We start from the raw sequence: 24,367 nt of genomic DNA, 5'->3' as shown, positions 1-24,367 counted from the left end.
CGCGGGTGGGGTTGCCATGTCAAGGGACAGTGAGCGATGAACCTTCGGTGCGGACCACAAACCGGCTTGCGGATCGGATCAGCATGATGTCCCCTCAAGTAATTTTCGCGATCTCTCTAACTTTTTTTCAAAATGCGCGAAGCACCCTTCCGGAGACCGCCGCCGCATGCACCAACGCCTCGCCCTTTACACATTCGGACAGTTCCGTCTTCCTTCCGAGCATCCCGCCAATGACGGCTTTCATGCCCTCAACGATCCCACTTTCGCAGCGGCCGAGGCGGCGGAAGGCTTCATCGCGCGCTCCGGCTATGAGGACGAACCCGGGCCCGCGTGCTGGGGCGAGCAGGTGTATCCGCGTTTTTATCGTGACAGGGGGGATGGCTGGGCGCCCGCCACGTTGTCGCTTTGGCGCGACGCGGAGAGCGTGACGGCATACGTCTATTCGGGCCTCCACAGCGAGGCGATGCGTCATGCGCGCGAGTGGTTCGACAAGCCGGCATGGCCGCCGCTGGTGCTGTGGTGGGTGGCGGCTGATCATTCGCCCGACTGGGCCGAAGCCGTCGCGCGGCACGAACACCTGGCCGATCACGGCCCGACGCCGCGCGCCTTCACCCTCAAGATGCTCTTCGACGCCACAGGCCGGCCGGCAACCACCGACCGGGACCGTATCCGGAACCTGATCGCGCACAACTCCGCCGCGAAAACGAAAAAGCCGGCCTGATGGCCGGCTTTCCCGAAGTTCCAGATCGCAGGATCCGCCAGCTTCAGCCGACGACCTCGGTCTCGGAGAACCAGTAGGCGATCTCGCGCTTGGCGGTCTCCAGAGCGTCGGAACCGTGCACGGAGTTTTCGCCGATCGACAGGGCGAAATCCTTGCGGATGGTACCCTCGTCGGCGTCGGCCGGGTTGGTGGCGCCCATGATCTCGCGGTTCTTGGCAACCGCATTCTCGCCTTCCAGAACCTGCACGATAGTCGGGCCCGACGACATGAACTCAGTCAGTTCGCCGAAGAACGGACGGGCCTTGTGCTCGGCGTAGAAGCCTTCCGCCTCGCGCAGAGACATCCACACGCGCTTCTGCGCGACGACGCGCAGACCGGCGCTTTCCAGACGGTCAATGATCTTGCCGGTGACGTTGCGCTTGGTGGCGTCCGGCTTGATCATCGAAAAGGTGCGTTCGATGGCCATTTTTCGTTTCCCCGTGATTTCCAGTGTTCGGATGCGAAAGCGGCGCCCGGTTCAAGGGGCGCCGAAACTGTCGCGGTCCGTATACAGGGGGCCAGACGGGGCCGCAAGTGAAAGCCTTGCGACAGCTTGATACCGTCACTGCGGCTTGGCAAACAGTCCCAGCCGAGGACACTCGATTTCGGCGATAAAATTGTTGTCGACGGTCTTCACCTTGGGGGTGGCACCCCACGGGCTGGGATCCTTTTGGAAAGAAACATAAACGAGGTGACCTGTCACAGCATGGCCCGACTTGGTCGTTCCGTCCACCAGACCGCACGCAATCAAATACCCGTTTGTCGGATGCACCACGGCGCGGATTTCACGAAAGCGTATCTCTGCCGCAGCCTTGATGGAATCCCGGACTCCCGCTTGAAATACCGTCATTTGCGCAGGGTTTAGCGAAAGGTATTCCGACTGTGCAATGTCATACGGCTTGACGCCCTCGCCACAGGACGCGAGGAAAACCGGAATAAACATAAGCAAAAGTGCGCAGGTCATTGCGCGCTTGCGTCGAACGATCATCATTCCATCCAGTTTCATCGGATTTTATGTGGATACACCGTCGCCCCTCTGTTCGACGGCGTGCGAAGGAAAATTCAAGCGGCGGCCGGCTGGTTGCGGCCGAGGTGGTTGTGCAGGTCGAGACAGCGCTCGAACCAGTCGGCGACCGGGTCGCCGGCCTCCAGCAATCGGAAATTGCTCGCCACGCGCGGCCACTGGAGTGTGCCGAAGAGAATGTAGTCGGCAAAAAGCGGGCTCATTCCTCCGATAAAGGCTTGCGACTTGAGCATCTGGCGCATGGGTTGGAGAGAGAGGCGGAAGGCTTCCAGCCGCTCGTGCCGGTTTTCGTGAAGCTCCTCCAGCGTGTGCCCGAGCCGTTTCTCGCGGGTCTCGCGGAAATAGGCCTGATCGGGCGGCGAGAGAATGTCGTGGATGTCCTTGACGACGAGATGCACGAGCTTGGTGTTCACGCTCGTGTTCACCCAGCTTTCCACGAACCTGGAAAGCGCGCGGCCCGCTTCGCCGCCGAAAAGTGTCGGCCGATCCGGATAGGTGTCTTCCAGATAGGTGGCGATGTCCCAGCTGTCGGAGATCGTGTGTTGTGCATCCTCGATCACGGGAACGGTAGCGGAGATGCCGCCCGCAACCTCTCGGACCTTCGTGAACGGCGTCGGACGCTCCTCCCAGCCGAGCCCCTTGTGAGCCAGCGCCATCTTCACACGCCAGCAATAGGGTGAAAACCGCTGAAATTCATCGGCGCCGCAAAGATCGTATAGAATGACAGGCATGAGGTCTCCCTTGCATGGCGGCCGAAGCCGATCGGCAGTTCTCCGGAACAGCCGCCGGCGAGATTATGGAGCAGGAGCAGTCATGAAAGAGATCTTTGCAATGATGGCGGGCTACAATCAATGGGCCAATGCACGCCTTTACAAGACTGCCTGCGCCCTGACGCGCGAGCAGTATCGCACAAACCGCGGCGCTTTCTTCGGCTCCATGCACGGTACGCTGAACCATCTGCTCGTCGCGGACAGGGTGTGGATGCGACGATTTACCGGTGAAGGCCCGCAGCCGCGCTCGCTCGACGAGATCCTCTTCGATGAACTTGCCGATCTCACCCGCGCCCGCCAGGCTGAGGACACGCGGATCATCGACTATGTGGACGGGCTCACCGAGGAGTCCCTTGCCGCCCGCTTCACCTATCGCACGATGACGGCCCCGCAGGACATCACCCAGCCGCTTGCACCTGCGCTGATGCACGTCTTCAACCACCAGACGCATCACCGGGGCCAGGCCCATTGCCTCTTGACGGAAATCACCGGCGATGCACCGAGCTTCGACCTGATCCTCTACCAGCGCGGCAGCGGCCTGGGGATGAACTGACGGAGCGCGAGAACCGCAGGGGCTACGGCGCCTACGCCCGCATCGGCCGGTGCCGTGTCTTCTGCATGGAGACGCCCATGTCGAAGACATCGAACCAACCCGCAAGGTGCGGCCGGCCGACGCGCCAATCGCGCTGGGGCCAGCGAAAATCGAGATAACCGCACAAGACGCCGACCGAGATATCGCCGATCGTGGGTTCCACAAACGCAAGCTCGCGCTTTTCCAGCTCATCAAGCGTGGCGTCAACCGCCTTGACGAAACGGGTCATCATCTCGTGGTTGCGCGCATTCTCCGGCTTCTGTTCATCGGCATAGAGCCGTCCGGCGGCTGTCAGCGCGCCATCGCAAAGCCCCTGAAGCACCAGGGCGCCCCAGCGCGCCGCGCCGTCGGCGGGAAACAACAGGCGCTGCGGCCCCAGGCTATCGAGATAGTCGCAGATCACTCCGGATTCGTAGAAGACCGTCCCGTCCGCAGCAACGAGCGTTGGAACTTTCGAGAGCGGATTGACTGCGCGCAGTCCGTCATCCTTCCACGGGTTGGTATCGTGAAGGCGGATGCGGCTCGAAAGGCCCAGTTCCTCCGCCGCAACCCGCACCTTGCGGGCGAAGGGAGAGGTCGTCGAATACCAGAGTTCCATCGCTGTCATTTGTCCCGCGTCAGACCCTTTGCCTCAAGTTCGGCAAGATAATCGGCCCACAAGGTCTCCTCCTCGCGCCCGAGCTGCATCAGGTAGCCCCACGAGTAGATGCCGCTGTCGTGCATGTCGTCGAAGACAATCTTGACCGCATAGTTGCCTTGCGGCTCGACTTGCATGATCTCGACGCGACGCTTGCCGTGCATCGTCTTCTTCTGGTCGGGCGAATGGCCCCGAACCTCGGCCGAGGGCGAGAGAACGCGCAGGTATTCCGCGGGAAGTTCGAACCGCTCGCCGGAAGTGAAACTCACGGTCAGGGTCTTCCTGTCCTTGGAAACCCGCAACTCGCTGGGCCATGCTTTCGCGTTCAAGATCCGTCTCCTGTTGCTTGCCACTCCCGGTCGACATTAGGCCTGCGCCTGCGCTTGGCAAGAGTGCGAATGTCCGCGCGTCCGCATCCACCCCGCATTGACCTTCGATCCCAATCGTCTACCTTTGAGGAAGAATAATGATCGCGCACGATCCCCCGACAGGACGGGGGCGGCACGAGACGATCGACGGCGCGACGAAACGCGACACTCCCACAAGGACCCAATCCCATGAACGATGCGACAGGCCTGGATCAACGCCGACCGCCTGCGCTGACGGACCCCTTCGGACGGGACGTGACCTATCTGCGCGTATCGGTCACCGATCGCTGCGACTTCCGATGTGTCTACTGCATGGCCGAGGACATGACCTTCCTGCCAAAGAAGGACGTGCTCAGCCTTGAGGAACTCGACCGGCTGTGCTCCGCCTTCGTCGCCAAGGGCGTGCGCAAGTTGCGGCTGACCGGCGGAGAACCGCTGGTGCGCAAGAACATCATGAGCCTCTTCCGCTCGCTGTCGCGCCATCTCGACAGCGGCGCGCTCGACGAGGTCACCGTCACGACGAACGGTTCCCAGCTCGCCCGCTTCGCCGACGAGCTGTATGGCGCGGGCGTGCGCCGCATCAACGTTTCCATCGACACGCTCGATACCGACAAGTTCAAGACGATCACCCGATGGGGCGATCTGGACAAGGTCATGGCCGGGCTTGAGGCCGCCAGACGCGCCGGGCTACAGGTCAAGATCAACGCCGTCGCGCTGAAGGGCGTCAACGAACACGAGATCCCGGCAATGATCGAATGGGCGCATGGCGAGGGCCACGACCTGACGCTCATCGAAACCATGCCGCTGGGCGATATCGAGGGCGACCGGACCGACCAGTACCTGCCGCTATCGCAGGTCCGCGCCTCCTTGATGGACCGCTTCACGCTCACGGACATCCCCTACAAGACGGGCGGGCCGGCGCGCTACATGAAGGTGGAGGAAACCGGCGGCAGGCTCGGCTTGATCACGCCGATGACCCACAATTTCTGCGAAAGCTGCAACCGGGTGCGCATCACCTGCACGGGCATGCTCTACATGTGCCTCGGCCAGGACGACAGCGCCGACCTGCGCGCCGCGCTGAGGGCATCGGAGGGCGACGAATTGTTGAACCGCGCCATCGACGAGGCGATCGGACGCAAGCCCAAGGGGCACGATTTCATCATCGACCGCGACCGCAAGGCCCCCGCCGTCTCGCGTCATATGAGCGTGACGGGCGGCTGAGCCGGCAGCGGGAAAGGTTCGCGCCGATGGCATCGACGGCTGAGCGCCCGTTTCTCGACCGGCCCGCGGCGCGTTTGGTTGCGATTGGCATTGCGCTGGCGGCGGCAGGCGCCCTTGCCTGGATCAATCGGGATGCATTTAGCTCCGCACCGTCCACAACATCGGTTGCGACCAGCAACCCGGACCTTGCCGCCTGCCTTGACGAACGCGTGGGCGCCGTCGACGCCATGCGGCGGGACGGCGTGATCAATGAGCAACAGTACGGCTTGTTTCGCTCGCGTGCGCAAGCCTATTGCACGGCGCGATATCCGACGCAGTGACATTGGCGAAAAGCCGGCTTTCGTCGTTGCCTGCGGCTTATCCGGGGCATGCTCGGCGACCACTTCCGTTCGCCCTTGCAACCTTCCCTCTTGCATCCGGCGGCGACCTTCGCCAAACGTTCCCCCACCATGCTACATGTCAACGACCTCACCTATCGCATCGCCGGGCGCACGTTGCTCGATCACGCCACCGCCGTCATCCCCGATGGGGCGAAGGTCGGGCTCGTCGGCCGTAACGGCTCGGGCAAGACCACGCTGTTCAAGCTGATCACCGGCGATCTCGCGCCAGAGTCCGGATCCATCAAGATCCGCCGTCAGGCCCGCATCGGTCAGGTCGCGCAGGAAGCGCCCGGATCCGAGACGAGCCTCATGGACGTGGTGCTCGCCGGCGACACCGAACGCGCCGCGCTGATGGCGGAGGCCGAAACCGCGACCGATCCGCATCGCATCGCCGAAATCCACACCCGGCTCGCCGATATCGACGCGCACTCCGCCGAGGCCCGCGCCGGCGCGATCCTTTACGGGCTCGGTTTCAGCGCGGATGCCCAGCAGCGCCCCTGCTCCGCGTTTTCCGGCGGCTGGCGGATGCGCGTGGCGCTCGCGGCCGTGCTGTTTTCCCAGCCCGACCTGCTGCTGCTCGACGAACCGACCAACTATCTCGATCTGGAAGGCACGCTGTGGCTCGAGAACTACGTCTCGCGCTATCCGCACACGGTTGTGCTGATCTCGCACGACCGCGATCTCCTGAACAAGGCGGTCGATACCATCGTGCACCTGGAAGCGACGAAACTCACCACCTATCGCGGTGGCTATGACAGCTTCGAGCGTCAGCGCCGCGAGCAGATCATTCTGCAGGAAAAGCAGCGCGAGAAGCAGGAAGTCCAACGCAAGCACATGCAGGACTTCGTCGACCGCTTCCGCGCCAAGGCGACCAAGGCGCGCCAGGCACAGTCGCGGCTGAAGATGCTGGAGCGGATGCAGCCGATCGCGGCGATCATCGAGGATTCGAGCCTGCCGCTTTCCTTCCCTGCCCCCAAGTCCCGGGCCGCCCCGCCGCTTCTTTCCATCGAAAGCGGCTCGGTGGGCTATGACGGCAAGGCGGTGCTGCGCAACCTGAACCTGCGGCTCGACCCGGATGACCGCGTCGCGCTGCTGGGGGCCAACGGCAACGGCAAGTCCACCTTCGCCAAGCTCATCGCCGACCGGCTGACGCCGCTTTCGGGCCATGTGGTGCGGGCGAACAGGATGAATGTCGCCTATTTCGCCCAGCATCAGCTCGATGAGCTGGTGCCGGCGAATTCGGCCGTTGCCCATGTGCGCGCTCTTATGGTGGGTGAGGCCGAATCCAAAGTGCGCGCCCGCGTCGCCCGCTTTGGCCTGCCGACCGACCGCATGGACACGCCCGCCAAGGATCTCTCCGGCGGCGAGAAGGCGCGCCTCCTGCTGGGGCTCGTCACCTTCAACGGTCCGAACTTGCTGATCCTCGACGAACCGACCAACCACCTCGACATCGACAGCCGCGAGGCGCTGGTACACGCGCTCAACGACTTTGCAGGGGCGGTGGTGCTGATCTCGCATGACCGCCATCTCGTGGAGGCCTGTGTCGACCGGTTGTGGCTCGTCGCCGATGGCACGGTTTCGCCCTATGACGGCGACATGGACGACTACCGTCGGCTGATCCTGCAGGCCGGAAAGGAAGAGCGGGCTGCGGCCAAGGATGCTGAAAAGCAGGTTTCGGCGCAGGATCGCCGCCGTGAGTCGGCCGAAATGCGCGCGCAGCTCGCCCCCTTGCGCAAGAGGATCCAGGAAGCCGAGCGCAAGATGGAGAAGCTTCAGGGCGATCTGAAGCGCGTCGACGGCCTGTTGGCCGATCCCGATCTCTACGTGAAGGATCCGGCCAAGGCGACCCAGCTTGCCAAGAAGCGCTCCGATACGGAAAAGGCGCTGCAGAAGGCCGAGGAAGCGTGGCTGGAGCTCTCGGGCGAGTACGAGGCCGCTTCGGCGTAAAGAGGGCAATAGCCCAATCTCTCCACCGTCATCGCCCGGCGAAGTCCGGGTGATCCAGCGCTCGCCCATACGCCACTGCCGGCAATGGATTGCCCGGACTTCGCCGGGCAATGACCAATGAGAGGACCCGACGGAAGCCAGGCGCACGCCGATGCCGGGAGAGACACGCTACGGGCCGTCCCCACGGTTCTCTCCCCGCTCAGGCGGCGGCCTGCCCGGCTTCGGCCAACCGCACCAGCTTCGTCAGGATCACCGCGACACCCTTCAGGCGTTCCTGTGCATCCCGCCAGTCCCGCACCAGCACGATCTTCTGGTCGGGCCGGATCTTGGCCAGCACGCCCTGTTCGGTGATGTAGCCGACGAGCCCGGCCGGATTGACGAATTCGTTGTTGCGGAAGCTGATGACGACGCCCTTCGGGCCGGCGTCGATCTTCTCCACATTGGCCTGGCGGCAAAGGCCCTTGATGAAGACGATCTTCAGGAGATGCTCCACCTCCTCGGGCAACGGGCCGAAGCGGTCGATCATCTCCGCACCGAAGGAGTCGATTTCCTGCGGATCGGTGAGATCGGCAAGGCGGCGATAGAGATCGAGTCGCAGCTGCAAATCGGCCACATAACCTTCGGGAATCATCACCGGCGTACCGACATTGATCTGCGGCGACCAGTGCTCGTCACCCGCTGCGTCATCGCCATCGCGAAGCTGGGCGACAGCCTCCTCCAGCATCTGCTGGTAAAGCTCGAAGCCGACTTCCTTGATGTGGCCGGACTGCTCCTCACCCAGGAGATTGCCCGCACCCCGGATATCGAGGTCGTGGCTGGCGAGCTGGAAGCCGGCGCCGAGCGATTCAAGCGACTGAAGCACCTTCAACCGGCGTTCCGCCTGGCCGGTGAGCTTCTTGTTGGCCGGCACCGTGAAGAGGGCATAGGCGCGTGTCTTCGAGCGACCGACCCGGCCGCGGATCTGGTAGAGCTGGGCCAGGCCGAACATGTCCGCGCGATGGACGATCAGCGTGTTCGCGGTCGGAATGTCGAGGCCGGATTCCACGATCGTTGTGGACAAGAGCACGTCGTACTTGCCGTCGTAGAAGGCGTTCATGACGTCATCGAGCTCGCCCGGCGCCATCTGGCCATGGGCGGTGGCGACCTTTACCTCCGGCACCATTTCCGCCAGAAACTCGCGCCGCTCGGCAAGATCGGAGACGCGCGGCACGACGTAGAAGGACTGACCGCCTCGATAATGCTCGCGCAGCAGCGTCTCGCGCACGATTAGCGGATCGAACGGCGAGATGAAGGTGCGCACTGCCAGCCTGTCCACCGGCGGCGTGGCGATCAGCGACAGGCCGCGCACACCCGTCAGCGCCATCTGCATGGTGCGCGGAATGGGCGTCGCCGAGAGCGTCAGCACGTGGACGTCCGACTTCAGTTCCTTCAGACGCTCCTTGTGCTTGACGCCGAAATGCTGCTCCTCGTCGATGATCAGCAGGCCGAGATCCTTGAACGAGATCCCCTTGCCGAGGAGCGCGTGGGTGCCGATGACGATATCGACGGTGCCGTCGGCGACGTCCTTCTTGGTCTGCGCCAGAGCCTTGGGACCGACCATGCGGGAGGCCTGCGCGACGCGCACCGGCAGGCCGTGAAAACGCTCGGCAAAGGTCTTGTAATGCTGGCGGGCAAGAAGCGTGGTGGGCACGACCACCGCCACCTGACGGCCTGACATGGCGACAAGGAAGGCCGCTCGGAGCGCCACTTCGGTCTTGCCGAAGCCGACATCGCCGCACACCAGCCGATCCATCGGCCGGCCCGACCCCAGATCCTCGAACACCGCCTCGATCGAGTTGAGCTGGTCCTCGGTCTCCTCATAGGGGAAGCGGGCGGCGAATTCGTCGTAGAGGCCGTCGGGGATCTCGATTGCGGGCGCCGTGCGCAACGCACGAGCTGCGGCCGTCTTGATCAGGCCGTCGGCGATCTCGCGAATGCGCTGCTTCATGCGCGCCTTGCGCGCCTGCCAGGCACCGCCGCCCAGCCGGTCGAGCTGGGCATCCATGTCTTCCGAGCCGTAGCGCGTCAGAAGTTCGAGGTTCTCCACCGGCAGGTAGAGCTTGTCGCCGCCGTGATATTGAAGCTCCAGACAATCGTGCGGCGCGCCGGCTGCGTCGATGGTCTTCAGACCAATGAAACGGCCGATACCGTGATCGACGTGGACGACCAGATCGCCCTCGGAAAGGCTCGAAAGCTCGGTGAGGAAATCCGACGCCTTCTTCGAGCGCTTGCGCTGGCGCACCAACCGGTCGCCCAGAATGTCCTGTTCGCCGATGAAGGCGAACTTGTCGATCTCGAAGCCGGTCTCAAGCCCCAGAACGGCGAGGCCGACCATGCCCTGCGGCAGCACCGTGGCACCGCCAAGCGACTCGATCGGCACGGCGCGCTCAAGACCGTGGTCGGAAAGCACCTGGCCGAGCCGGTCGCGCGATCCCTCGCTCCAGCAGGCGATGACGACCCGCTTGCTGTCCTTGCGAAGGGCCGAGACGTGCTGGATCAGCGCATCGAACACGTTGACGTCGCCGGCGGCGCGTTCCGCGGCGAAGGTGCGGCCCTGCCGGCCGCAGAGATCGACGGTCTCGCCCTGGCCTTCCGGCACGGCGAAGGGATTGAACCGGGCCGTGGTGTGGGCCGAAACGACTTCCTTCCAGCCGTTCTGCATCAGATAGAGCGCACGCGGCGCGACCGGCTTGTAGGGAACGGCGCCGGATCCCCCGTCGCGGTTCATCGCGTCGCGGCGGGCCTCGAAATGATCGCGAATCTGATCGAGGCGTTCGGATACGGCGTCTTCCACCAGCGGATCGAAGATCACGGGCGCGGTGCCGACATAGTCGAACAGCGTCTCGGTGGTCTCGTGGAAGAGCGGAAGCCAGTGTTCCATGCCGGCATAGCGGCGGCCTTCGGAAACCGATTGATAGAGCGCATCGTCGCGCGGAGCGGCACCGAATTCGGCCACGTAGTTGCGACGAAAGCGGGAGATCGTGTCTTCGGAAAGCACGATCTCGCTCATCGGCACCATTTCCAGGCGCTTCATCTGGGCGACGGTGCGCTGGGTCTCTGGATCGAAGGTGCGGATCGATTCCAGCGTGTCGCCGAAGAAATCGAGGCGAACGGGAAGCTCCGTGCCGGGTGCGAAAAGATCGAGAATGCCGCCGCGCACGGCATATTCGCCAGTATCGCGCACCGTGGGCGTGCGCATGTAGCCGTTGAGTTCCAGCGAATGAGCGAGCTGGCTCATGTCGAGCCGGTTGCCGGGAGCGGCCGACCAGGCGTGCGCCGCCATCCACTCGCGTGAGGGCACACGCTGAATGGCGGCGTTGACGGTCGTCATCAGGATGACCGGCTTTTCCTGCTGGCTCGCCCGGGCGAGCTTCGCCAGAACGTTGAGCCGGCGCGCCACGACGCCCGCATTTGGCGAGACGCGGTCATAGGGCAAACAGTCCCATGCGGGAAGCTGGAGCACCTCCACGTCGGGCGCGAAGAAGCCGAGCCCGTCCGCAGCCAACTGCATGCGCTGGCCGTCGCGCGCGACGTAAACCAACGCCGGAAGCTGTCCGGCCTGACTATCGCGCACCAGATCGGCCAGCACCATCGCCTCGGCGCCATCAGGCGTCGCCGCAAGCGTCACCGCATCATGAGTGGCGAAGAGCCGCTTCAACGCCTTTAACATGGAGCCTCAAATCCTCGAAACGTCTTTTCTGTTCAATCAGTTCGTTGTCTGATCACGGTTATGGAAGTCGGAAACGGCGTGGAAGATGTCCGTATCGTATTCGGTCGGCACGGGCTTGCGGCCGGTCAGCCAGTCCAGCAGATCGGCATCGGCAGCGTCCATCAGATGCTCCAACCGGTCCAGTTCGGCATCTTCCAGATCGCCAATCCGGGCCTCGACATAGCCGCCCAGCAGAAGATCCATTTCCTTCGTACCGCGATGCCAACTGCGAAACAGGATGCGTTTGCGGCGCGAATCCAACCCGTCGCTCGTGCGGTTCAATCCGGTCATGGAATTACCTCTTCCTCGCGGGCCCGGCACCATCGCCATGATGGCGGGGCAAGATGCGGCCCATATGGATTTGCGTGACGGCGCATGTCCGGGGGCCTGTATAGCGATCCCGATGGCCGCTGTCAGCGTCCTGCGCGCAACCGGGTAACAATGCGCCCGACCGGCATTGCCGAAGACCGCTTCGCCGTGCGAAATGAACGCAGTCTGCGCCACACGACCGGAAAGCCATGCGTCCGCCCCTGCTCGATCCCCTGTTTGCCGCCGCAACCGACCTTCCCGGCATAGGCCCGAAGGTGGAAAAGCTCCTCAGGGGGCTTCTGGGCGTTTCCGAACGAGATACGCGCATCGGCGATCTGCTGTTCCATCTGCCGCATTCGGTCATCGACCGGCGGCGCCAGCCGGGAATCGCGCACTCTCCCGAAGGGGCGATCGTTACCTTGAAGGTGCGCATCGACCGGCATCAGGCGGCTCCCGCCGCTTCGCGCGCGCCCTACAAGGTCTTCGCTCATGACGAGACCGGCGAGATACAACTCGTCTTCTTCCACGCCCGTCGCGACTGGCTGGAAAAGACGCTTCCCGAAGGCGAAACGCGATACGTAAGCGGCAAGGTGGAGTGGTTCAACGGCCGTCCCCAGATGGTGCATCCCGACCATATGGTGGACGAGACGTCCTTCGCCGAAATGCCGCTGATCGAGCCCGTCTATCCGATGACCGCGGGGCTTTCGCCCAAGACGCTGCAAAAGGCGATCACGGCTGCGCTCGATCTCCTGCCGCCGATGCCGGAATGGCTGGACGAGGCACATCTTGCCCGCGATCACTGGCCGGATTTCAACACCGCGCTCGAGACCGTCCACCGGCCGGAAGACCCCGCCGATATCGATCCCAAGAGCCCGGCCGTGATGCGGCTTGCCTATGATGAATATCTCGCGAGCCAACTGGCGCTTGCCATGGTGCGGTCCCACATGCGCAAGACCGCCGGCGTGGGCAGGACTTCGGCAGGCTTGCTGAAGGAAAAAATCCTCGCCGCCCTGCCGTTCCACCTCACCCCGGGCCAGGCTCAGGCCATTTCGGAGATCGAGGGCGACCTCGCCGCCTCCACACGCATGCTGCGACTGGTGCAGGGCGACGTGGGTGCAGGCAAGACCGTCGTCGCGCTCATTGCCATGGCGGACGTGGTTGAGGCAGGCGGACAGGCGGCGATGATGGCGCCGACCGAACTGCTGGCCCACCAGCACCTGCGCGCGATAGGACCATTGTGCGAGGCTGCCGGCATCAAGGCGGCGCTTCTTACCGGCAAGGCCAAGCCGGCGGAGCGACGCGCGATCCTGGCAGGGCTGGAATCCGGCGAAATCGACATTCTCGTGGGCACGCATGCGCTTTTCCAGGCCACAATCGCGTTCAAGGACCTGGGCCTTGCGGTCGTCGACGAGCAGCACCGTTTCGGCGTCCACCAGCGGCTTGCCCTGCAAGGCAAGGGCCGGGGCGTCGATGTGCTCGTCATGACCGCGACGCCGATCCCGCGCACGCTCGTGCTCACCTATTTCGGCGATATGGAAGTCTCGCAGCTTCCCGACAAGCCGGCCGGGCGAAAGCCGATCGAGACGCGCTCGGTGTCGCTCGATCGCCTCTTCGACGTCGTCGACGGACTGAAGCGCGCGCTGGCGGATGGACAGAAGGTCTACTGGGTCTGTCCGCTGGTGGAGGAATCGGAGGTTCTCGACGTGACGGCCGCCGAGGAGCGTTATGGAACGCTTCAGCAGGTCTTCGGCGATCAGGTGAGCCTTGTGCACGGACGCATGAGCGCGGCGGAAAAGGACGCCGCCATGCAGGATTTCAAGGATGGGCGGACGCGCATCCTGGTCGCGACAACGGTCATCGAGGTCGGCGTCGACGTCTCTGACGCGACGATCATCGTCATCGAACATGCGGAGCGGTTCGGGCTCGCCCAGCTCCATCAATTGCGTGGACGCGTGGGGCGCGGCGACAAACAGTCGACCTGCCTGCTGCTCTACAAGGGACCTCTCGGCGAGACGGCCAAGGCCCGGCTCGCCATCATGCGCGAGACGAATGACGGCTTCGTGATCGCGGAGGAAGACCTGCGGCTGCGTGGCGAAGGCGAAATCCTGGGCACACGCCAGAGCGGCATGCCGGGATTCCGCATCGCCCAGATCGAGACGCATGGCGAGCTGATGGAAACGGCGCGCGCCGATGCGCGGCTGATCCTTGCCAACGATCCGGATCTGGAGGGGCCGCGCGGCCAAGCGCTGCGGCTCCTGCTCTACATCTTCGGCCGCGACGAGGCCATCCGCTTGCTTCGGGCAGGCTGAACGATGTGATTTCGAGATTCCCGCATCGCAGTGACGGCGGGAACAAGCGCGGACGCCTACCCCTCGATTTCAGCCGGCTCCTTCGGCATCGCGCCCTTTTTCGCCGCGCGCTCCGGCAGCGCTTTGCGCTGTTCCGGCGGATACGGGGGCGTCACGAGGCCCGCGGAGATAACGAGCTTGGCAGCCTCCTCCACGGACATGTCCAGCAGGATCACCTCGTGCCGGGGCACGAAGAGCAGGAAGCCGGACGTCGGATTCGGTGTCGTCGGCAGGAAGACCGAGATCATGTCGGGATCGGCATGATCGAGCTTGACCGCCACCTCCCCCTTCGTGTCCGTTGCCAGAAAGACGATCGCCCACAAGCCTTTGCGCGGATATTCGATCATCCCCGCCCGCTTAAAGCTCGACCCGCTTTCCGACAGCACGGTTTCGAAGATCTGCTTCAGGCCGCTGTAGAGATTGCGCACCAGCGGCATGCGGCCAAGGATCTGCTCACCATAGGAGACGAGCGTCCTGCCGGCGATGTTGGCGGTCAGGAATCCAACAATGATCAACATCGAAACCGAGACGATGAGGCCCACGCCGGGAACCGGAAACGGCAGATAGGTATCGGGGTTGTAGTGGATGGGCAGAAGCGGCTTGACCCAGCCGTCGATCCACTGGATCAGCGACCAGCTCAGATAGAGCGTGATCCCGATCGGCCCCGCGATGACGAGACCGGTGAGAAAGTAAGTGCGCAACCTGGCCATGGGGCGCGTCGCCTTCGGTTGGATCCCACCCGAGGTGTTCGGATCCGGATTGCCTGACATGAAAGTTGTCTGTCCTGCCTTGGCTCCATCGCAGCCCGGTTGGAGGTCCGAGGTCGCGATGCGAGGCCGTTTGAACGCGATAATACCGGTTTCACCGCGCCGATACAGGAGAATAACCCCTTAACAAGGGGGAGTCTCATCGCCTTGTCGAGCCCGAATTCGAGGTGCGGCCGCCCCAGCGGCAATTGCCGCGGGAACGAACCGCCCCGAAGGGCCTATTCCACGGTGACGGACTTCGCCAGATTGCGTGGCTGATCGACATCCGTACCCATGAAGACGGCCGTGTGATAGGCGAGCAACTGGATCGGGATCGAATAGACCATCGGGGCGATGGTGGCGGGAACGTCCGGCATGACGAGGGTTTCCATCGTCTCCACTCCCGCCGCTGCCGCCCCTTTCTGATCGGTGATCAGGATGATGCGCCCGCCGCGCGCCGCCACTTCCTGCATGTTCGAGGCGGTCTTCTCGAAGACCTTGTCGTAGGGCGCGATGACAATGACGGGCATGGTCTCGTCGATCAGGGCGATCGGTCCGTGCTTGAGCTCGCCCGCCGCGTAGCCTTCCGCGTGGATGTAGGAGATTTCCTTGAGTTTCAGCGCGCCTTCCATCGCCAGCGGATAGGAAGAGCCGCGACCGAGATAGAGGATGTCGCTCGCCTTGGCGAGATTACGGGCCAGCCGCTCGATTTGCGGTTCGAGCTTCAGCGCGTCCACCATGTAGCGCGGCGTTTCGGTGAGCGCGCGCACGAGACGGCCCTCGTCGTCGGCGGAAAGGACGCCGCGCTGCCGACCAGCCATCACCGCCATGCTGGCCAGCACCGAGAGCTGGCAGGTGAACGCCTTGGTCGAGGCAACGCCGATTTCCGGACCCGCGATCGTCGGGAATATCACGTCGGATTCGCGCGCAATGGTCGATTCCTTCACATTGACCACCGCGCCGATATGCTGCTTCTCCGCCTTGCAATACCGAAGCGAAGCGAGTGTGTCGGCCGTCTCGCCGGATTGCGAGATGAAGAGCGCCAGCCCGCCAGGATCGAGTGGCGTCTCGCGATAGCGAAACTCCGAGGCGACATCGATGTCGACCGGCAGGCGGGCAAGCCGCTCGAACCAGTACTTGGCGACCAGCCCAGCATAAAACGCCGTCCCGCAGGCGGTTATGACAACGCGCTGCAGATTGGCGAAGTCGAAGGGCAGCCCTTCGGGCACTTTCGTCGTCATGGCGTTGAGATCGAGATAATGGGCGAGCGTGCGCGCCACGACGTCCGGCTGTTCGTGAATCTCCTTCGCCATGAAGTGGCGGTAGTTGCCCTTGTCGACCATGGCGGCGGACGCGGACGAAGTCTGGATCGCGCGCTCGGCCACCATGCCCGCCTCGTCGCGGATCGTCGCACCTTCGCGCGTCAGCACCACCCAGTCGCCGTCATCCAGGTAGGCGATACGACTGGTAAAGGGGGCCAGCGCGATGGCGTCGGAACCGAGGTACATTTCGCCTTCGCCGTATCCGACGGCGAGCGGACTGCCGCGCCTCGCGCCGATCAGCAGGTCATCCTCGCCGTCGAACAGGATCGCAAGCGCGAACGCGCCCTCCAGCCGTGCGAGCGTCTTGACCACGGCATCGGTGGGCGTGCCCCCCTTGCCGAGATAGGCGCCGATCATCTGACAGACGACCTCGGTGTCGGTGTCGGTCGCGAAGGTGACGCCCTCGCCGGTCAATTCGGCACGCAATTCGCGAAAATTCTCGATGATGCCGTTGTGGACGACAGCGACGCCCGGCCCGATATGGGGGTGCGCATTGGCCTCGGTTGGCGCGCCATGCGTCGCCCAGCGCGTGTGGCCGATGCCGGAATGGCCGGCAAGCGGCTCTGCTTCAAGCCGTCCTTCCAGGTTACGCAGCTTACCTTCCGCTCGACGACGGGTGAGGACGCCCTCCTCCAGCGTGGCCACGCCGGCAGAATCATAGCCACGGTATTCGAGGCGCTTCAGTCCATCGACCAGCAGCGGAGCCACCGGCTCACGCCCCAGAATTCCGATAATGCCACACATAGACCATCCTCACGCGTCAACGCCCACCCGGCCATCCGTGTAGCGGATGAGCGCACTGCAATAGAAATCAAATGCTATTTCAGACAAGCCTGAAAGTTGAATTGACAGAAAGAGGCTCCAAACCACCCGGATGAAGCCCGCCAACGGCACATTCCGGGTGTGCGCGTTTTCCGTTGCACTATTCCGCCGCTACCGCCGCCGCGCGCGCAAAGACGTGGGCATAGCGCTGCGAGCACAGCTGCTCCCAGTCAAGAGAACATCGACGCGCCGCGCGGCGCGGCAACGCCCCCTGAAGCTCGGTTTCATCGACCGGATTGAAGTCCGCCAGAGCGGCCAGTTCGCTCAGCGCGTCACTGAGAATCGAATGGAACCGCGGGACGTCGTGCCCTCCCAGTTCCTGGATCATCCCTTCTATCTGCGGATTGAGCCGGCGCTTCAGTTCCACGACCTCCGCCGGGCGCGATCGGTTGTCGACCGTCGACGTCGCGATTTCGGCTGCACTGCCGGCACCCATTGCACCCAGGATATCCGTGTTGGACGAAGAACCTTTCGAGAAGCGGTAGAAATACCCATGAACCCGCGTCTCGCCAAAAGCCCGCAGGTAGGTATCCAGAACGTCGCAATAGCGGCTCAGGTCGCTGCCCATCCATTGCGCCGCGTAGCGCTTGAACTTGATGTCGCGGTAGGTAGCGGTGATCAGCTGGCGGTAGTTGGAGCGCACGAGGTCTTCGTGCGGCCGGAAACAAACAAAGACATCAACCGGATCGAAGGCCGCCTTGAGATGGCACGCCATGGTTTCGACCTCTTCCGGCAAGAGACGCACCAGCGTCTCCTCGGTCATGATCACCGTGCCGAAGTTTTGGGCGGCCTCGGCCACCTCCTCGACCCACCGCGTCGCGAGAGGCAGTCGCTCATGGCGCTCAACACCGTCGAATATCCGCGTCAGTCCCGGGGCCTGGCTGTGGGCGTCGAAAAGCTGGAGATGACGGTGACGGATCCCCGTCGCCGCGGGCACGTAGATGCCCCGCTTTGCCAATTCATCCGCCTCGGCCATCAGAGCGCGTTGCATTGCGCTCGTTCCGGTCTTGGCGTAGCCGACATGCAGTTTCAACGCAGTCAAACTTAACCTCTGCCCATATGGGTATCGCCGGCGCAAAAGACCGTCGCGTTTCCAGAAATCGCGAGTGCCTCATACCACAAGTCTCGTCAAGAACGCACTCACCCTGACGAATGGGCTGCTCAGGCTGCTTGCGCAGGCTTTCGAAAGCCAATGAACGCCAGATCACAACAATCCGCAGCTCCTGTCGCCGCGCCCCTTTACCGGGCTCGCCGTGCGTCGTTCCCCGTCACTTTTTCCGTTCCGCGCTCATTCTCTCCTTGATTGCGCGGATGGAGACGGCGCGACCTTCCTTCACCACTTGCTGGCCGCGCGCCACCGCCAGCGCATCATCCGGCACGTCCTTCACGATGACGCTTCCCGCAGCCACCAGCGCGCCGTCACCGATCGAAACCGGAGCAACCAGCGCCGTGTTGGAACCGATGAAGGCACCAGCGCCGATATCGGTGAAGAACTTGTTGTATCCATCGTAATTGCAGGTGATCGTTCCCGCGCCGATGTTGGCCTTCGCCCCCACCCGCGCATCGCCGATATAGCTGAGGTGATTGACCTTGGCGCCGGCCTCGACACTCGCCTTCTTCACCTCCACGAAGTTCCCGATTTTCGCACCTTGCCCGATTTCGGCGCCAGGTCTCAGCCGCGCATACGGACCGATGCTCGCCCCCTCGTCGACGAACGCACCTTCCAGATGCGAGAACGCATGAATGACCGCTCCGGAGGAAACCGACACGCCCGGCCCGAAGACGACATTGGGCTCGACAACCACATCGGCCCCCAGCTTCGTGTCATACGAGAAAAAGACGGTTTCGGGAGCCACGAGCGTCACACCAGACAGCATCGCCGAACGCCGCATGCGAGCTTGAAATATCTCTTCGCATTCAGCCAGTTGAACACGGTTATTGACACCCAGAACATCCTCGACGGGACCGGTCTCGGCAACGACGGTCAGGCCACGCCCCGTGGCTATTTCGACAGCATCGGTAAGGTAGAACTCGCCCTTCGCATTGTCCGAACCGATCGCGTCGAGCAGTTCCGGCAAGAGAGCGCCTCGAAAGCCCATGATGCCCGAGTTGCAGAAGGAGACCTCGCGTTCTGAATCCGTTGCGTCCTTTTCCTCGCGGATCGCAACAAGGCGCCCTCCCTCGACCAGCAACCGACCGTAGCCGCTCGGATCGGCAGCTTCGAAACCAAGGACCGCGATATCGGCGCCACGCGCCAGCGCTCTGCGGACGGTTTCTACCGCTTCCGCCGTGATCAGCGGGGTATCGCCGTAAAGAACGATCACGTCATCGACGGGAGCTTCGAGCGCCGGGCGAGCGGCCAGCACGGCATGCGCGGTACCTTTGCGCTCATGCTGCACGAAGCACACGGCGGACGATGCAGTTGCGGCGACAAGGCTCTCCACCGGGGACATATCCGGACCAATCACCACGGCGATCCGGTCGGAACCGGCCCGCGTCGCGGTCTCCAGCACATGACCGAGCATCGGGTGGCCGCCAATGGCATGCATGACTTTCGGCATGGCGGATTTCATGCGTGTGCCAAGACCCGCGGCAAGGATGATGGCGAGGCAGGATCGATCGGTCATCTGTCCCTCGAAAAGCTACCCGGCCGCAGCATGCGACCGTCGCGCGACGACGTAGCAGATTGCCCACACAAGGGAAATAGTCGAGCCGCCGCCCGACCTCTTGTGTCTACAGTGTCTTCCCGGCTTGTTAGCGTTAATGAAACCTTCTTAGATGGAAACTGTTGCGTGCCGGAGATTCGGTCCTCGCGAGCGGAATAGATTTGTGCTGAAGAAACCGCCCATCCTGCAGGAGATCTTGAAGGGCGGCGCCCGCATGCGTACGGGCGTCGTGCTGCTCGGCTGGGGTTTTGCGGCTACCATGTCCCTTCTGGTTGCCGTCAGCGCCTATCAGAACCGCGCGCCCGATCCGTTCGGAGCGCGCTATGCGGCTCTGGTCCTGCCGAGCGCGGGAGACGTGAGAACCACCGCCTCGATCGGCAACGCCAACAAGCGCCCTACCGAATTCGGCGTTTTCTCCGCCCCCAGCCCTGTCGAATCTCCTCGCCCCGGACAGTTCGAAGCGCAGATCGATACATTGCGGCACGAGATCATCGCGCTACGTCGCTCTGCCGACGCGCTGAGACGACAGAACGACATCATGTCCGACAGGCTGGCGCAGATCGAGGGTGGAAGGACGCCATCGGTACAACCGCCCTCCGGCTACGCGACACCATCGACGAGTTACGATACCTCGGCGCGCTACGCCACGAACAATCGACAGCAGGCCGTGGACCCGATGATTACGGGCAGCATCGGCAAGGCGAAAAAGAGCCGAGGGACCGCAAGCGCACCGCGCACGAAATTCGCGGTGGATCTCGGCGCCTACGGTTCGCTGGAAGAAGTTGCCACGGCATGGCACGCCATGCAGGCGACGGAAACCCGAATCATCGGCTCCCTTCTGCCGCTGGCATCGATCGCCGAGGACGCCAACAACAAGATGGTCGCCCATCTCGTCGCCGGTCCGTTCGACAATGCGGCCGACGCCGCAGCCGCCTGTGCGCGGCTGGAAAAACGGCTGATCGAGTGCAAGCCGACATTGTTCGCCGGTCAGAGACTTCCCGCGCGCTGAGCCGACGGCGACATTGGCCAGACCAGACTCAGCCCACGCTCTGCAATACGGGAAACGTTTCCAGAAGCCAGAACGAGAAAGTCGCCATCTGCCCGGTCAGGAAGGCGACGCCGGTGACCACCAGGAAGAGCCCCATCACCTTTTCGACAATTCCGAGATGGCGCCGGAACCCGACCATGAAGCGCATGAACGGACCGGCGAAGGCCGCCGCCACCATGAACGGTACCCCGATCCCCAACGCATAGGCCGACAGAAGCAGCGCACCGCGGGCAACCGTATCCTCAGCGCCCGCGACGAACAGGATCGTCGCCAGAATCGGACCAACGCAAGGCGTCCAGCCAAAGGCGAAGGCGAGACCGATCACATAGGCGCCAAGCGGTCCCGCGGGCTTTCGATCCACGTGAACGCGGGCCTCGCGATACAGTAGTCCGATACGGAAAACGCCCAGGAAGTGCAGCCCCATGATGATGATGAGGACACCGCCGACATAACCGAGGATCTGGATGTTGCTGGCCACGAACTGGCCAAGGAAGGACGCGCTCGCGCCCAGCAGGACGAAGACGGTCGAAAAGCCGAGAACAAAGGAGAACGCTGTCATCATGACCTTGCGTCCGTCGGTGGCTCGTGCGGCCGCTTCCTGCCCCTCGCCCGTCAACTGGTCGAGCGACACACCGGCGAGAAAGGCAAGATAGGGCGGCACGAGCGGCAGCACACAAGGTGACACGAAGGACAGGAGCCCGGCAAAAAACGCGCCCAGTATCGTTACATCGTGCATCGGATTCCTCTCATCTGCTCCCCTCGCCGTCCCGGGCGACAAACGCCCGCGGGCGACCGTCAACGCGTTGTAGACGACGCGAGCGGCAATGACACCCCGCAGAATGCGCCAAAGCCAGCCCCGGCGTTCATATTGGCTTGAGCGGCTTCATGTCCACGCATAACCCTATGCATGCCACCCGCGCGCTCATACCGACCCGCGACACACGCGTTCGAATGTACGTTGGCATCTCGCTTGCCCCCGGCAATCGCCGCAAAAGCGGCTCTAATCGGTTCTCCGGGGTCGATTTTTCGAAACCGTGGGTTTAGATGGACGCCTGAGGGGCGCAACCCGCACTTGCGGAATTTGCGAAAAAAGGAAAACGAAGAGTGCCGGCAACAGCCATAGAGGAACCGGTCGGTTCGCTCGACATGAACCAGATGCACGACAAGGCCAAGCAGGCCAGCGACTATCTGAAGGCGCTGGCCCACGAAAATCGGCTTCTGATTCTGTGCATTCTCAGTGAGGGGGAAAAGTCGGTCACAGAGCTGGAGAGCATGCTCTCGCTGCGCCAGCCGACGGTATCCCAGCAACTGGCCAGACTGCGGGCGGAGAACCTCGTCTCCACGCGCCGGGACGGGAAGACGATCTACTATAGCCTCGGCGACGAAAACGTCCGCCGGATCCTCGCGACGATCTACGACATGTTCTGCGGGGCGTGAGCCCTTCCTTTGCAGTGCGCAGGCGAGCGGACCGTCATCCGGCGCCGAGCACAGCGAGTGTCTGTGCGCCCCGCGTCGGGCTCCGGCCGAGATCGGTAGCAAGCCGTCGCGCACGGGCGATTGTCGCGACATTGTCCCGGACGATCTCGCCATCCGGCCCCCACAACGAATTTTCGAAGCCGACACGCGCATGGCCGCCAAACGCCATGGCGGCGGCCGCACAGGCCGTCTCGCCACTTCCGAATGCGCAGAGCATCCAGTCGATCGCCGGACAATCAGCGGCGCCATCGAGCCCCTGCAAAAACGGGCGGAGCATGTGCGCATCGCTCTGCTGGCCGGAGCTGTAGCGGCCAAGGACAAAAAGCACGGACAAGCGGTCGCCCGGAATGATGCCCCGACGCGACAGATCGAGCAGGCGGTCCAGCTCGCCCGCATCGTAGACAATATGTTGTACGGCAACGGACTCACGCCGGCACCAGGCATAGAAATCCGCCGCTTGCGCCTCGTCTGGTTCTCCCGGCGCAAGTTCCTTGACCGCAACGGAGACGGCGGCAGGGCGCACCGCGCGCACCACGGCCATCTGCTCGGCAGGTGCATAGCGACCGACCGCTTCCGTGGTGACCTGGCAAATGAAATCGGCAGGCGCTTCGCGCGAAACCGCATCGATCAGCGCAATATAGGCATCCGCATCCAACAGATGCCGGCCGGCCGCATCGCGAACGTGAAGATGCGCGGCGCTGGCGCCGGCCTCGGCGCAGGCGGCCACCACCCGTGCCGTCTCATCGATCGTGACGGGAATAGCCGGATGATCGGATTTGGTACGCCGCGCGCCATTGGGCGCGACCATCAGGGTAAGGGGTTCGGACACGACGGCTCCCGCATTTTCCCCTTGGCGAGCGCCGCGCCTCTCGCGCGCCGGACACCTCAGGACCAGACCGATGCGTACGCACCGGCGCGGGAATTTAGTCGGATTCGGTAGCCGCCGGGCAAGCCGGACTTTCAGCAGTTCGCCTTATTCCGCAGCGCCGCGTCCGCCTTCGATCACTTCGAACAGATGCGCATTCAGACGGTTGGCTTCCGGCTTTGCCGTATACAGCCCCTGGCGCCACTGATCGATGATAAGGCGCAAGGCCAGCGTGTCTCGCGTATGCGGTAACTGACCAAGAAAACTGGTGAAATAACCATCCAGAGCGTCACGATCGATCACATTTTGAAGCACAAGACCATTTACCAATGCCATGGTCGCTGCAATGTGCCCCTTGACGAATTCGAACTGCACGGCTTCGCCTTGGTCCGGCTCGTTTATGTTCATTGTCTACGTGCGCCCTGCTGAGCACCTTCCGCTACGCACCCCCAGCCCATCCTGCCGTTGAGGTACATCTCGTCCGGAGCGAATTTTTATCTCTATGACCCCTCACGAATGCAAATTGCGACACATAAGACCACGAATTGCAACTCGTAGACTTGCCGAGGCCAACGCGCCTTCGGCATCAAACGGGCCGACAGATCGGAAATCTACGTGTAAGTAAAATGAGTTAGGCAACCTTACCGTATAGTGAAGCTAATGTTCGTTTAGCGAACTTTTGCGGAATTTTTTGGCAAATCCATTATACAAACAAATCTCCAATTAACTCACCTGTTCTGCCGGATAAGTATTTATCTCATGTAGATTTATTACATATAGGCGCTCGCAGAAATGGGCTCTTTTGGACATTCTTACTCAATTCAAGCTGGGAAGCAGGCAATTCAAGCTCGCCGCTTCCATGTACGGAATTGTCACGCGCCACCAGCGCGCGTCACCGTGCCGCACCGTGCGTTTCAGTGATGCCCCGGAAGACCCGAGAAAGGAATGACGGCAAACCGGTCAAGAACTGCGGCACTGTGCAGGACGTCCACGCTGCCCCATATCCGAGTTCCGGCACGAACAATGGCCGACAACACGACCGACACGATGACAGCATTATTCGAAGGCGAGACGAAAGCGGGATGGAATGGAACGCCCGGCCAATGCGTGACTTCATCGGGCCGCGAATGCCGGACGGAATGCGCATTGTGTTTCCGGGTGAAAACTCACCCAAGCCATTGAAAAGACTTGGTGAGCCCGCAGGGGCTCGAACCCTGGACCTACTGATTAAAAGTCAGTTGCTCTACCAGCTGAGCTACGGGCTCCCAGTGGCGAGGTGTGTAATCTAATCGCGGGGTTAGCGCAACCGGTCACGTCC

General features: G+C 62.9%; 22 protein-coding genes and 1 tRNA gene. 8 read left to right on the top strand and 15 right to left on the bottom strand.

Annotated elements, in window-relative coordinates; genetic code table 11:
• The first annotated feature begins 166 nt into the window (after positions 1-166).
• The gene (locus tag C8N35_RS13985; RefSeq protein WP_107990333.1) at positions 167-721 is read left to right on the top strand and encodes a DUF3291 domain-containing protein; all 555 of its coding nucleotides are present in this window, start codon (positions 167-169) and stop codon (positions 719-721) included.
• 43 nt (positions 722-764) lie between these two features.
• Here C8N35_RS13985 and ndk read toward each other — a convergent pair whose 3' ends face one another.
• From ndk to C8N35_RS13970, 3 genes are all read right to left on the bottom strand, one after another.
• The gene (ndk, locus tag C8N35_RS13980) at positions 765-1,187 is read right to left on the bottom strand and encodes a nucleoside-diphosphate kinase (protein WP_107990332.1); all 423 of its coding nucleotides are present in this window, start codon (positions 1,185-1,187) and stop codon (positions 765-767) included.
• Positions 1,188-1,322: 135 nt separating this feature from the next.
• The gene (locus C8N35_RS13975; protein WP_146177409.1) at positions 1,323-1,766 is read right to left on the bottom strand and encodes a hypothetical protein; all 444 of its coding nucleotides are present in this window, start codon (positions 1,764-1,766) and stop codon (positions 1,323-1,325) included.
• A gap of 56 nt (positions 1,767-1,822) precedes the next feature.
• Entirely contained in the window at positions 1,823-2,515 is a 693-nt protein-coding gene (locus C8N35_RS13970; protein ID WP_107990330.1) for a glutathione S-transferase family protein, read from the bottom strand.
• 82 nt (positions 2,516-2,597) lie between these two features.
• On the opposite strand from C8N35_RS13970, the gene C8N35_RS13965 reads away from it, so the two are divergent.
• Positions 2,598-3,107, top strand: a complete 510-nt coding sequence (locus C8N35_RS13965; RefSeq protein ID WP_107990329.1) for a DinB family protein — start codon at positions 2,598-2,600, stop codon at positions 3,105-3,107.
• Positions 3,108-3,138: 31 nt separating this feature from the next.
• Here C8N35_RS13965 and C8N35_RS13960 read toward each other — a convergent pair whose 3' ends face one another.
• Both C8N35_RS13960 and C8N35_RS13955 read right to left on the bottom strand, forming a co-directional pair.
• Positions 3,139-3,744 carry a glutathione S-transferase family protein gene (locus tag C8N35_RS13960; RefSeq protein ID WP_170122108.1) on the bottom strand — a complete coding sequence of 202 codons (606 nt, stop codon included), beginning with the start codon at positions 3,742-3,744 and terminating at the stop codon, positions 3,139-3,141.
• A 5-nt stretch (positions 3,745-3,749) separates the two neighbouring features.
• On the bottom strand, positions 3,750-4,112 hold the full coding sequence (locus tag C8N35_RS13955) for a gamma-butyrobetaine hydroxylase family protein (RefSeq protein WP_107990327.1): 363 nt from the start codon (positions 4,110-4,112) through the stop codon (positions 3,750-3,752).
• Positions 4,113-4,340: 228 nt separating this feature from the next.
• Between C8N35_RS13955 and moaA the strand changes: the two genes are divergently transcribed.
• The 3 genes from moaA to C8N35_RS13940 all read left to right on the top strand — a co-directional run bounded on the left by moaA (position 4,341) and on the right by C8N35_RS13940 (position 7,699).
• On the top strand, positions 4,341-5,372 hold the full coding sequence (moaA, locus tag C8N35_RS13950) for a GTP 3',8-cyclase MoaA (RefSeq protein WP_107990326.1): 1,032 nt from the start codon (positions 4,341-4,343) through the stop codon (positions 5,370-5,372).
• 26 nt (positions 5,373-5,398) lie between these two features.
• Positions 5,399-5,692, top strand: coding sequence for a hypothetical protein (locus C8N35_RS13945; protein WP_107990325.1), 294 nt, complete (start codon positions 5,399-5,401; stop codon positions 5,690-5,692).
• 129 nt (positions 5,693-5,821) lie between these two features.
• A complete protein-coding gene (locus C8N35_RS13940) occupies positions 5,822-7,699 on the top strand; it encodes an ABC-F family ATP-binding cassette domain-containing protein (RefSeq protein WP_107990554.1) in 1,878 nt (625 codons plus the stop codon).
• 199 nt (positions 7,700-7,898) lie between these two features.
• On the opposite strand, the gene mfd is transcribed toward C8N35_RS13940, so the two are convergent.
• Positions 7,899-11,408 carry a transcription-repair coupling factor gene (gene mfd / locus C8N35_RS13935; protein ID WP_107990324.1) on the bottom strand — a complete coding sequence of 1,170 codons (3,510 nt, stop codon included), beginning with the start codon at positions 11,406-11,408 and terminating at the stop codon, positions 7,899-7,901.
• 36 nt (positions 11,409-11,444) lie between these two features.
• A complete protein-coding gene (locus C8N35_RS13930) occupies positions 11,445-11,738 on the bottom strand; it encodes an FAD assembly factor SdhE (RefSeq protein WP_107990323.1) in 294 nt (97 codons plus the stop codon).
• Positions 11,739-11,965: 227 nt separating this feature from the next.
• Between C8N35_RS13930 and recG the strand changes: the two genes are divergently transcribed.
• On the top strand, positions 11,966-14,065 hold the full coding sequence (gene recG / locus C8N35_RS13925; protein WP_107990322.1) for an ATP-dependent DNA helicase RecG: 2,100 nt from the start codon (positions 11,966-11,968) through the stop codon (positions 14,063-14,065).
• A gap of 56 nt (positions 14,066-14,121) precedes the next feature.
• Here the strand turns inward: recG and C8N35_RS13920 are convergent, their stop codons facing one another.
• The 4 genes from C8N35_RS13920 to glmU form a co-directional block, all read right to left on the bottom strand.
• The gene (locus C8N35_RS13920) at positions 14,122-14,814 is read right to left on the bottom strand and encodes a DUF502 domain-containing protein (protein ID WP_107990553.1); all 693 of its coding nucleotides are present in this window, start codon (positions 14,812-14,814) and stop codon (positions 14,122-14,124) included.
• 275 nt (positions 14,815-15,089) lie between these two features.
• The gene (glmS, locus tag C8N35_RS13915) at positions 15,090-16,916 is read right to left on the bottom strand and encodes a glutamine--fructose-6-phosphate transaminase (isomerizing) (protein ID WP_107990321.1); all 1,827 of its coding nucleotides are present in this window, start codon (positions 16,914-16,916) and stop codon (positions 15,090-15,092) included.
• A gap of 178 nt (positions 16,917-17,094) precedes the next feature.
• Positions 17,095-17,970, bottom strand: coding sequence for a hypothetical protein (locus C8N35_RS13910; protein ID WP_146177408.1), 876 nt, complete (start codon positions 17,968-17,970; stop codon positions 17,095-17,097).
• 292 nt (positions 17,971-18,262) lie between these two features.
• A complete protein-coding gene (gene glmU / locus C8N35_RS13905) occupies positions 18,263-19,621 on the bottom strand; it encodes a bifunctional UDP-N-acetylglucosamine diphosphorylase/glucosamine-1-phosphate N-acetyltransferase GlmU (RefSeq protein ID WP_107990319.1) in 1,359 nt (452 codons plus the stop codon).
• Between the two features lie 202 nt (positions 19,622-19,823).
• Between glmU and C8N35_RS13900 the strand changes: the two genes are divergently transcribed.
• On the top strand, positions 19,824-20,669 hold the full coding sequence (locus C8N35_RS13900) for an SPOR domain-containing protein (protein ID WP_170122107.1): 846 nt from the start codon (positions 19,824-19,826) through the stop codon (positions 20,667-20,669).
• A gap of 28 nt (positions 20,670-20,697) precedes the next feature.
• On the opposite strand, the gene C8N35_RS13895 is transcribed toward C8N35_RS13900, so the two are convergent.
• Positions 20,698-21,444 carry a cytochrome c biogenesis CcdA family protein gene (locus C8N35_RS13895; protein ID WP_107990317.1) on the bottom strand — a complete coding sequence of 249 codons (747 nt, stop codon included), beginning with the start codon at positions 21,442-21,444 and terminating at the stop codon, positions 20,698-20,700.
• A 410-nt stretch (positions 21,445-21,854) separates the two neighbouring features.
• Here C8N35_RS13895 and C8N35_RS13890 point away from each other — a divergent pair, with 410 nt between their 5' ends.
• The gene (locus tag C8N35_RS13890; RefSeq protein WP_107990552.1) at positions 21,855-22,145 is read left to right on the top strand and encodes an ArsR/SmtB family transcription factor; all 291 of its coding nucleotides are present in this window, start codon (positions 21,855-21,857) and stop codon (positions 22,143-22,145) included.
• Positions 22,146-22,179: 34 nt separating this feature from the next.
• On the opposite strand, the gene C8N35_RS13885 is transcribed toward C8N35_RS13890, so the two are convergent.
• From C8N35_RS13885 to C8N35_RS13875, 3 genes are all read right to left on the bottom strand, one after another.
• On the bottom strand, positions 22,180-23,013 hold the full coding sequence (locus C8N35_RS13885; protein WP_210203530.1) for a beta-keto acid cleavage family enzyme: 834 nt from the start codon (positions 23,011-23,013) through the stop codon (positions 22,180-22,182).
• Between the two features lie 144 nt (positions 23,014-23,157).
• On the bottom strand, positions 23,158-23,457 hold the full coding sequence (locus C8N35_RS13880) for a hypothetical protein (RefSeq protein ID WP_107990315.1): 300 nt from the start codon (positions 23,455-23,457) through the stop codon (positions 23,158-23,160).
• A 781-nt stretch (positions 23,458-24,238) separates the two neighbouring features.
• Positions 24,239-24,314 (bottom strand) — tRNA-Lys (locus C8N35_RS13875).
• Between the last annotated feature and the right edge of the window lie 53 nt (positions 24,315-24,367).

The sequence above is a fragment of the Breoghania corrubedonensis genome, assembly GCF_003053845.1.
In the GTDB taxonomy this organism is placed as follows: Bacteria; Pseudomonadota; Alphaproteobacteria; order Rhizobiales; family Stappiaceae; genus Breoghania; species Breoghania corrubedonensis.
This window is presented reverse-complemented; position numbering and strand designations above follow the sequence as displayed.

What these genes read in the sequence shown, in the direction of transcription:
- C8N35_RS13940 (WP_107990554.1), top strand. Translation starts at nt 5,822, where the DNA reads ATGCTACATGTCAACGACCTCACCTATCGCATCGCCGGGCGCACGTTG.
- C8N35_RS13930 (WP_107990323.1), bottom strand. Translation starts at nt 11,738, where the DNA reads ATGACCGGATTGAACCGCACGAGCGACGGGTTGGATTCGCGCCGCAAA.
- C8N35_RS13920 (WP_107990553.1), bottom strand. Translation starts at nt 14,814, where the DNA reads ATGGCCAGGTTGCGCACTTACTTTCTCACCGGTCTCGTCATCGCGGGG.
- mfd (WP_107990324.1), bottom strand. Translation starts at nt 11,408, where the DNA reads ATGTTAAAGGCGTTGAAGCGGCTCTTCGCCACTCATGATGCGGTGACG.
- C8N35_RS13975 (WP_146177409.1), bottom strand. Translation starts at nt 1,766, where the DNA reads ATGAAACTGGATGGAATGATGATCGTTCGACGCAAGCGCGCAATGACC.
- C8N35_RS13945 (WP_107990325.1), top strand. Translation starts at nt 5,399, where the DNA reads ATGGCATCGACGGCTGAGCGCCCGTTTCTCGACCGGCCCGCGGCGCGT.
- glmS (WP_107990321.1), bottom strand. Translation starts at nt 16,916, where the DNA reads ATGTGTGGCATTATCGGAATTCTGGGGCGTGAGCCGGTGGCTCCGCTG.
- C8N35_RS13960 (WP_170122108.1), bottom strand. Translation starts at nt 3,744, where the DNA reads ATGGAACTCTGGTATTCGACGACCTCTCCCTTCGCCCGCAAGGTGCGG.
- C8N35_RS13970 (WP_107990330.1), bottom strand. Translation starts at nt 2,515, where the DNA reads ATGCCTGTCATTCTATACGATCTTTGCGGCGCCGATGAATTTCAGCGG.
- C8N35_RS13890 (WP_107990552.1), top strand. Translation starts at nt 21,855, where the DNA reads ATGAACCAGATGCACGACAAGGCCAAGCAGGCCAGCGACTATCTGAAG.
- ndk (WP_107990332.1), bottom strand. Translation starts at nt 1,187, where the DNA reads ATGGCCATCGAACGCACCTTTTCGATGATCAAGCCGGACGCCACCAAG.
- C8N35_RS13910 (WP_146177408.1), bottom strand. Translation starts at nt 17,970, where the DNA reads ATGGCCGAGGCGGATGAATTGGCAAAGCGGGGCATCTACGTGCCCGCG.
- C8N35_RS13895 (WP_107990317.1), bottom strand. Translation starts at nt 21,444, where the DNA reads ATGCACGATGTAACGATACTGGGCGCGTTTTTTGCCGGGCTCCTGTCC.
- C8N35_RS13880 (WP_107990315.1), bottom strand. Translation starts at nt 23,457, where the DNA reads ATGAACATAAACGAGCCGGACCAAGGCGAAGCCGTGCAGTTCGAATTC.
- C8N35_RS13965 (WP_107990329.1), top strand. Translation starts at nt 2,598, where the DNA reads ATGAAAGAGATCTTTGCAATGATGGCGGGCTACAATCAATGGGCCAAT.
- glmU (WP_107990319.1), bottom strand. Translation starts at nt 19,621, where the DNA reads ATGACCGATCGATCCTGCCTCGCCATCATCCTTGCCGCGGGTCTTGGC.
- moaA (WP_107990326.1), top strand. Translation starts at nt 4,341, where the DNA reads ATGAACGATGCGACAGGCCTGGATCAACGCCGACCGCCTGCGCTGACG.
- C8N35_RS13985 (WP_107990333.1), top strand. Translation starts at nt 167, where the DNA reads ATGCACCAACGCCTCGCCCTTTACACATTCGGACAGTTCCGTCTTCCT.
- recG (WP_107990322.1), top strand. Translation starts at nt 11,966, where the DNA reads ATGCGTCCGCCCCTGCTCGATCCCCTGTTTGCCGCCGCAACCGACCTT.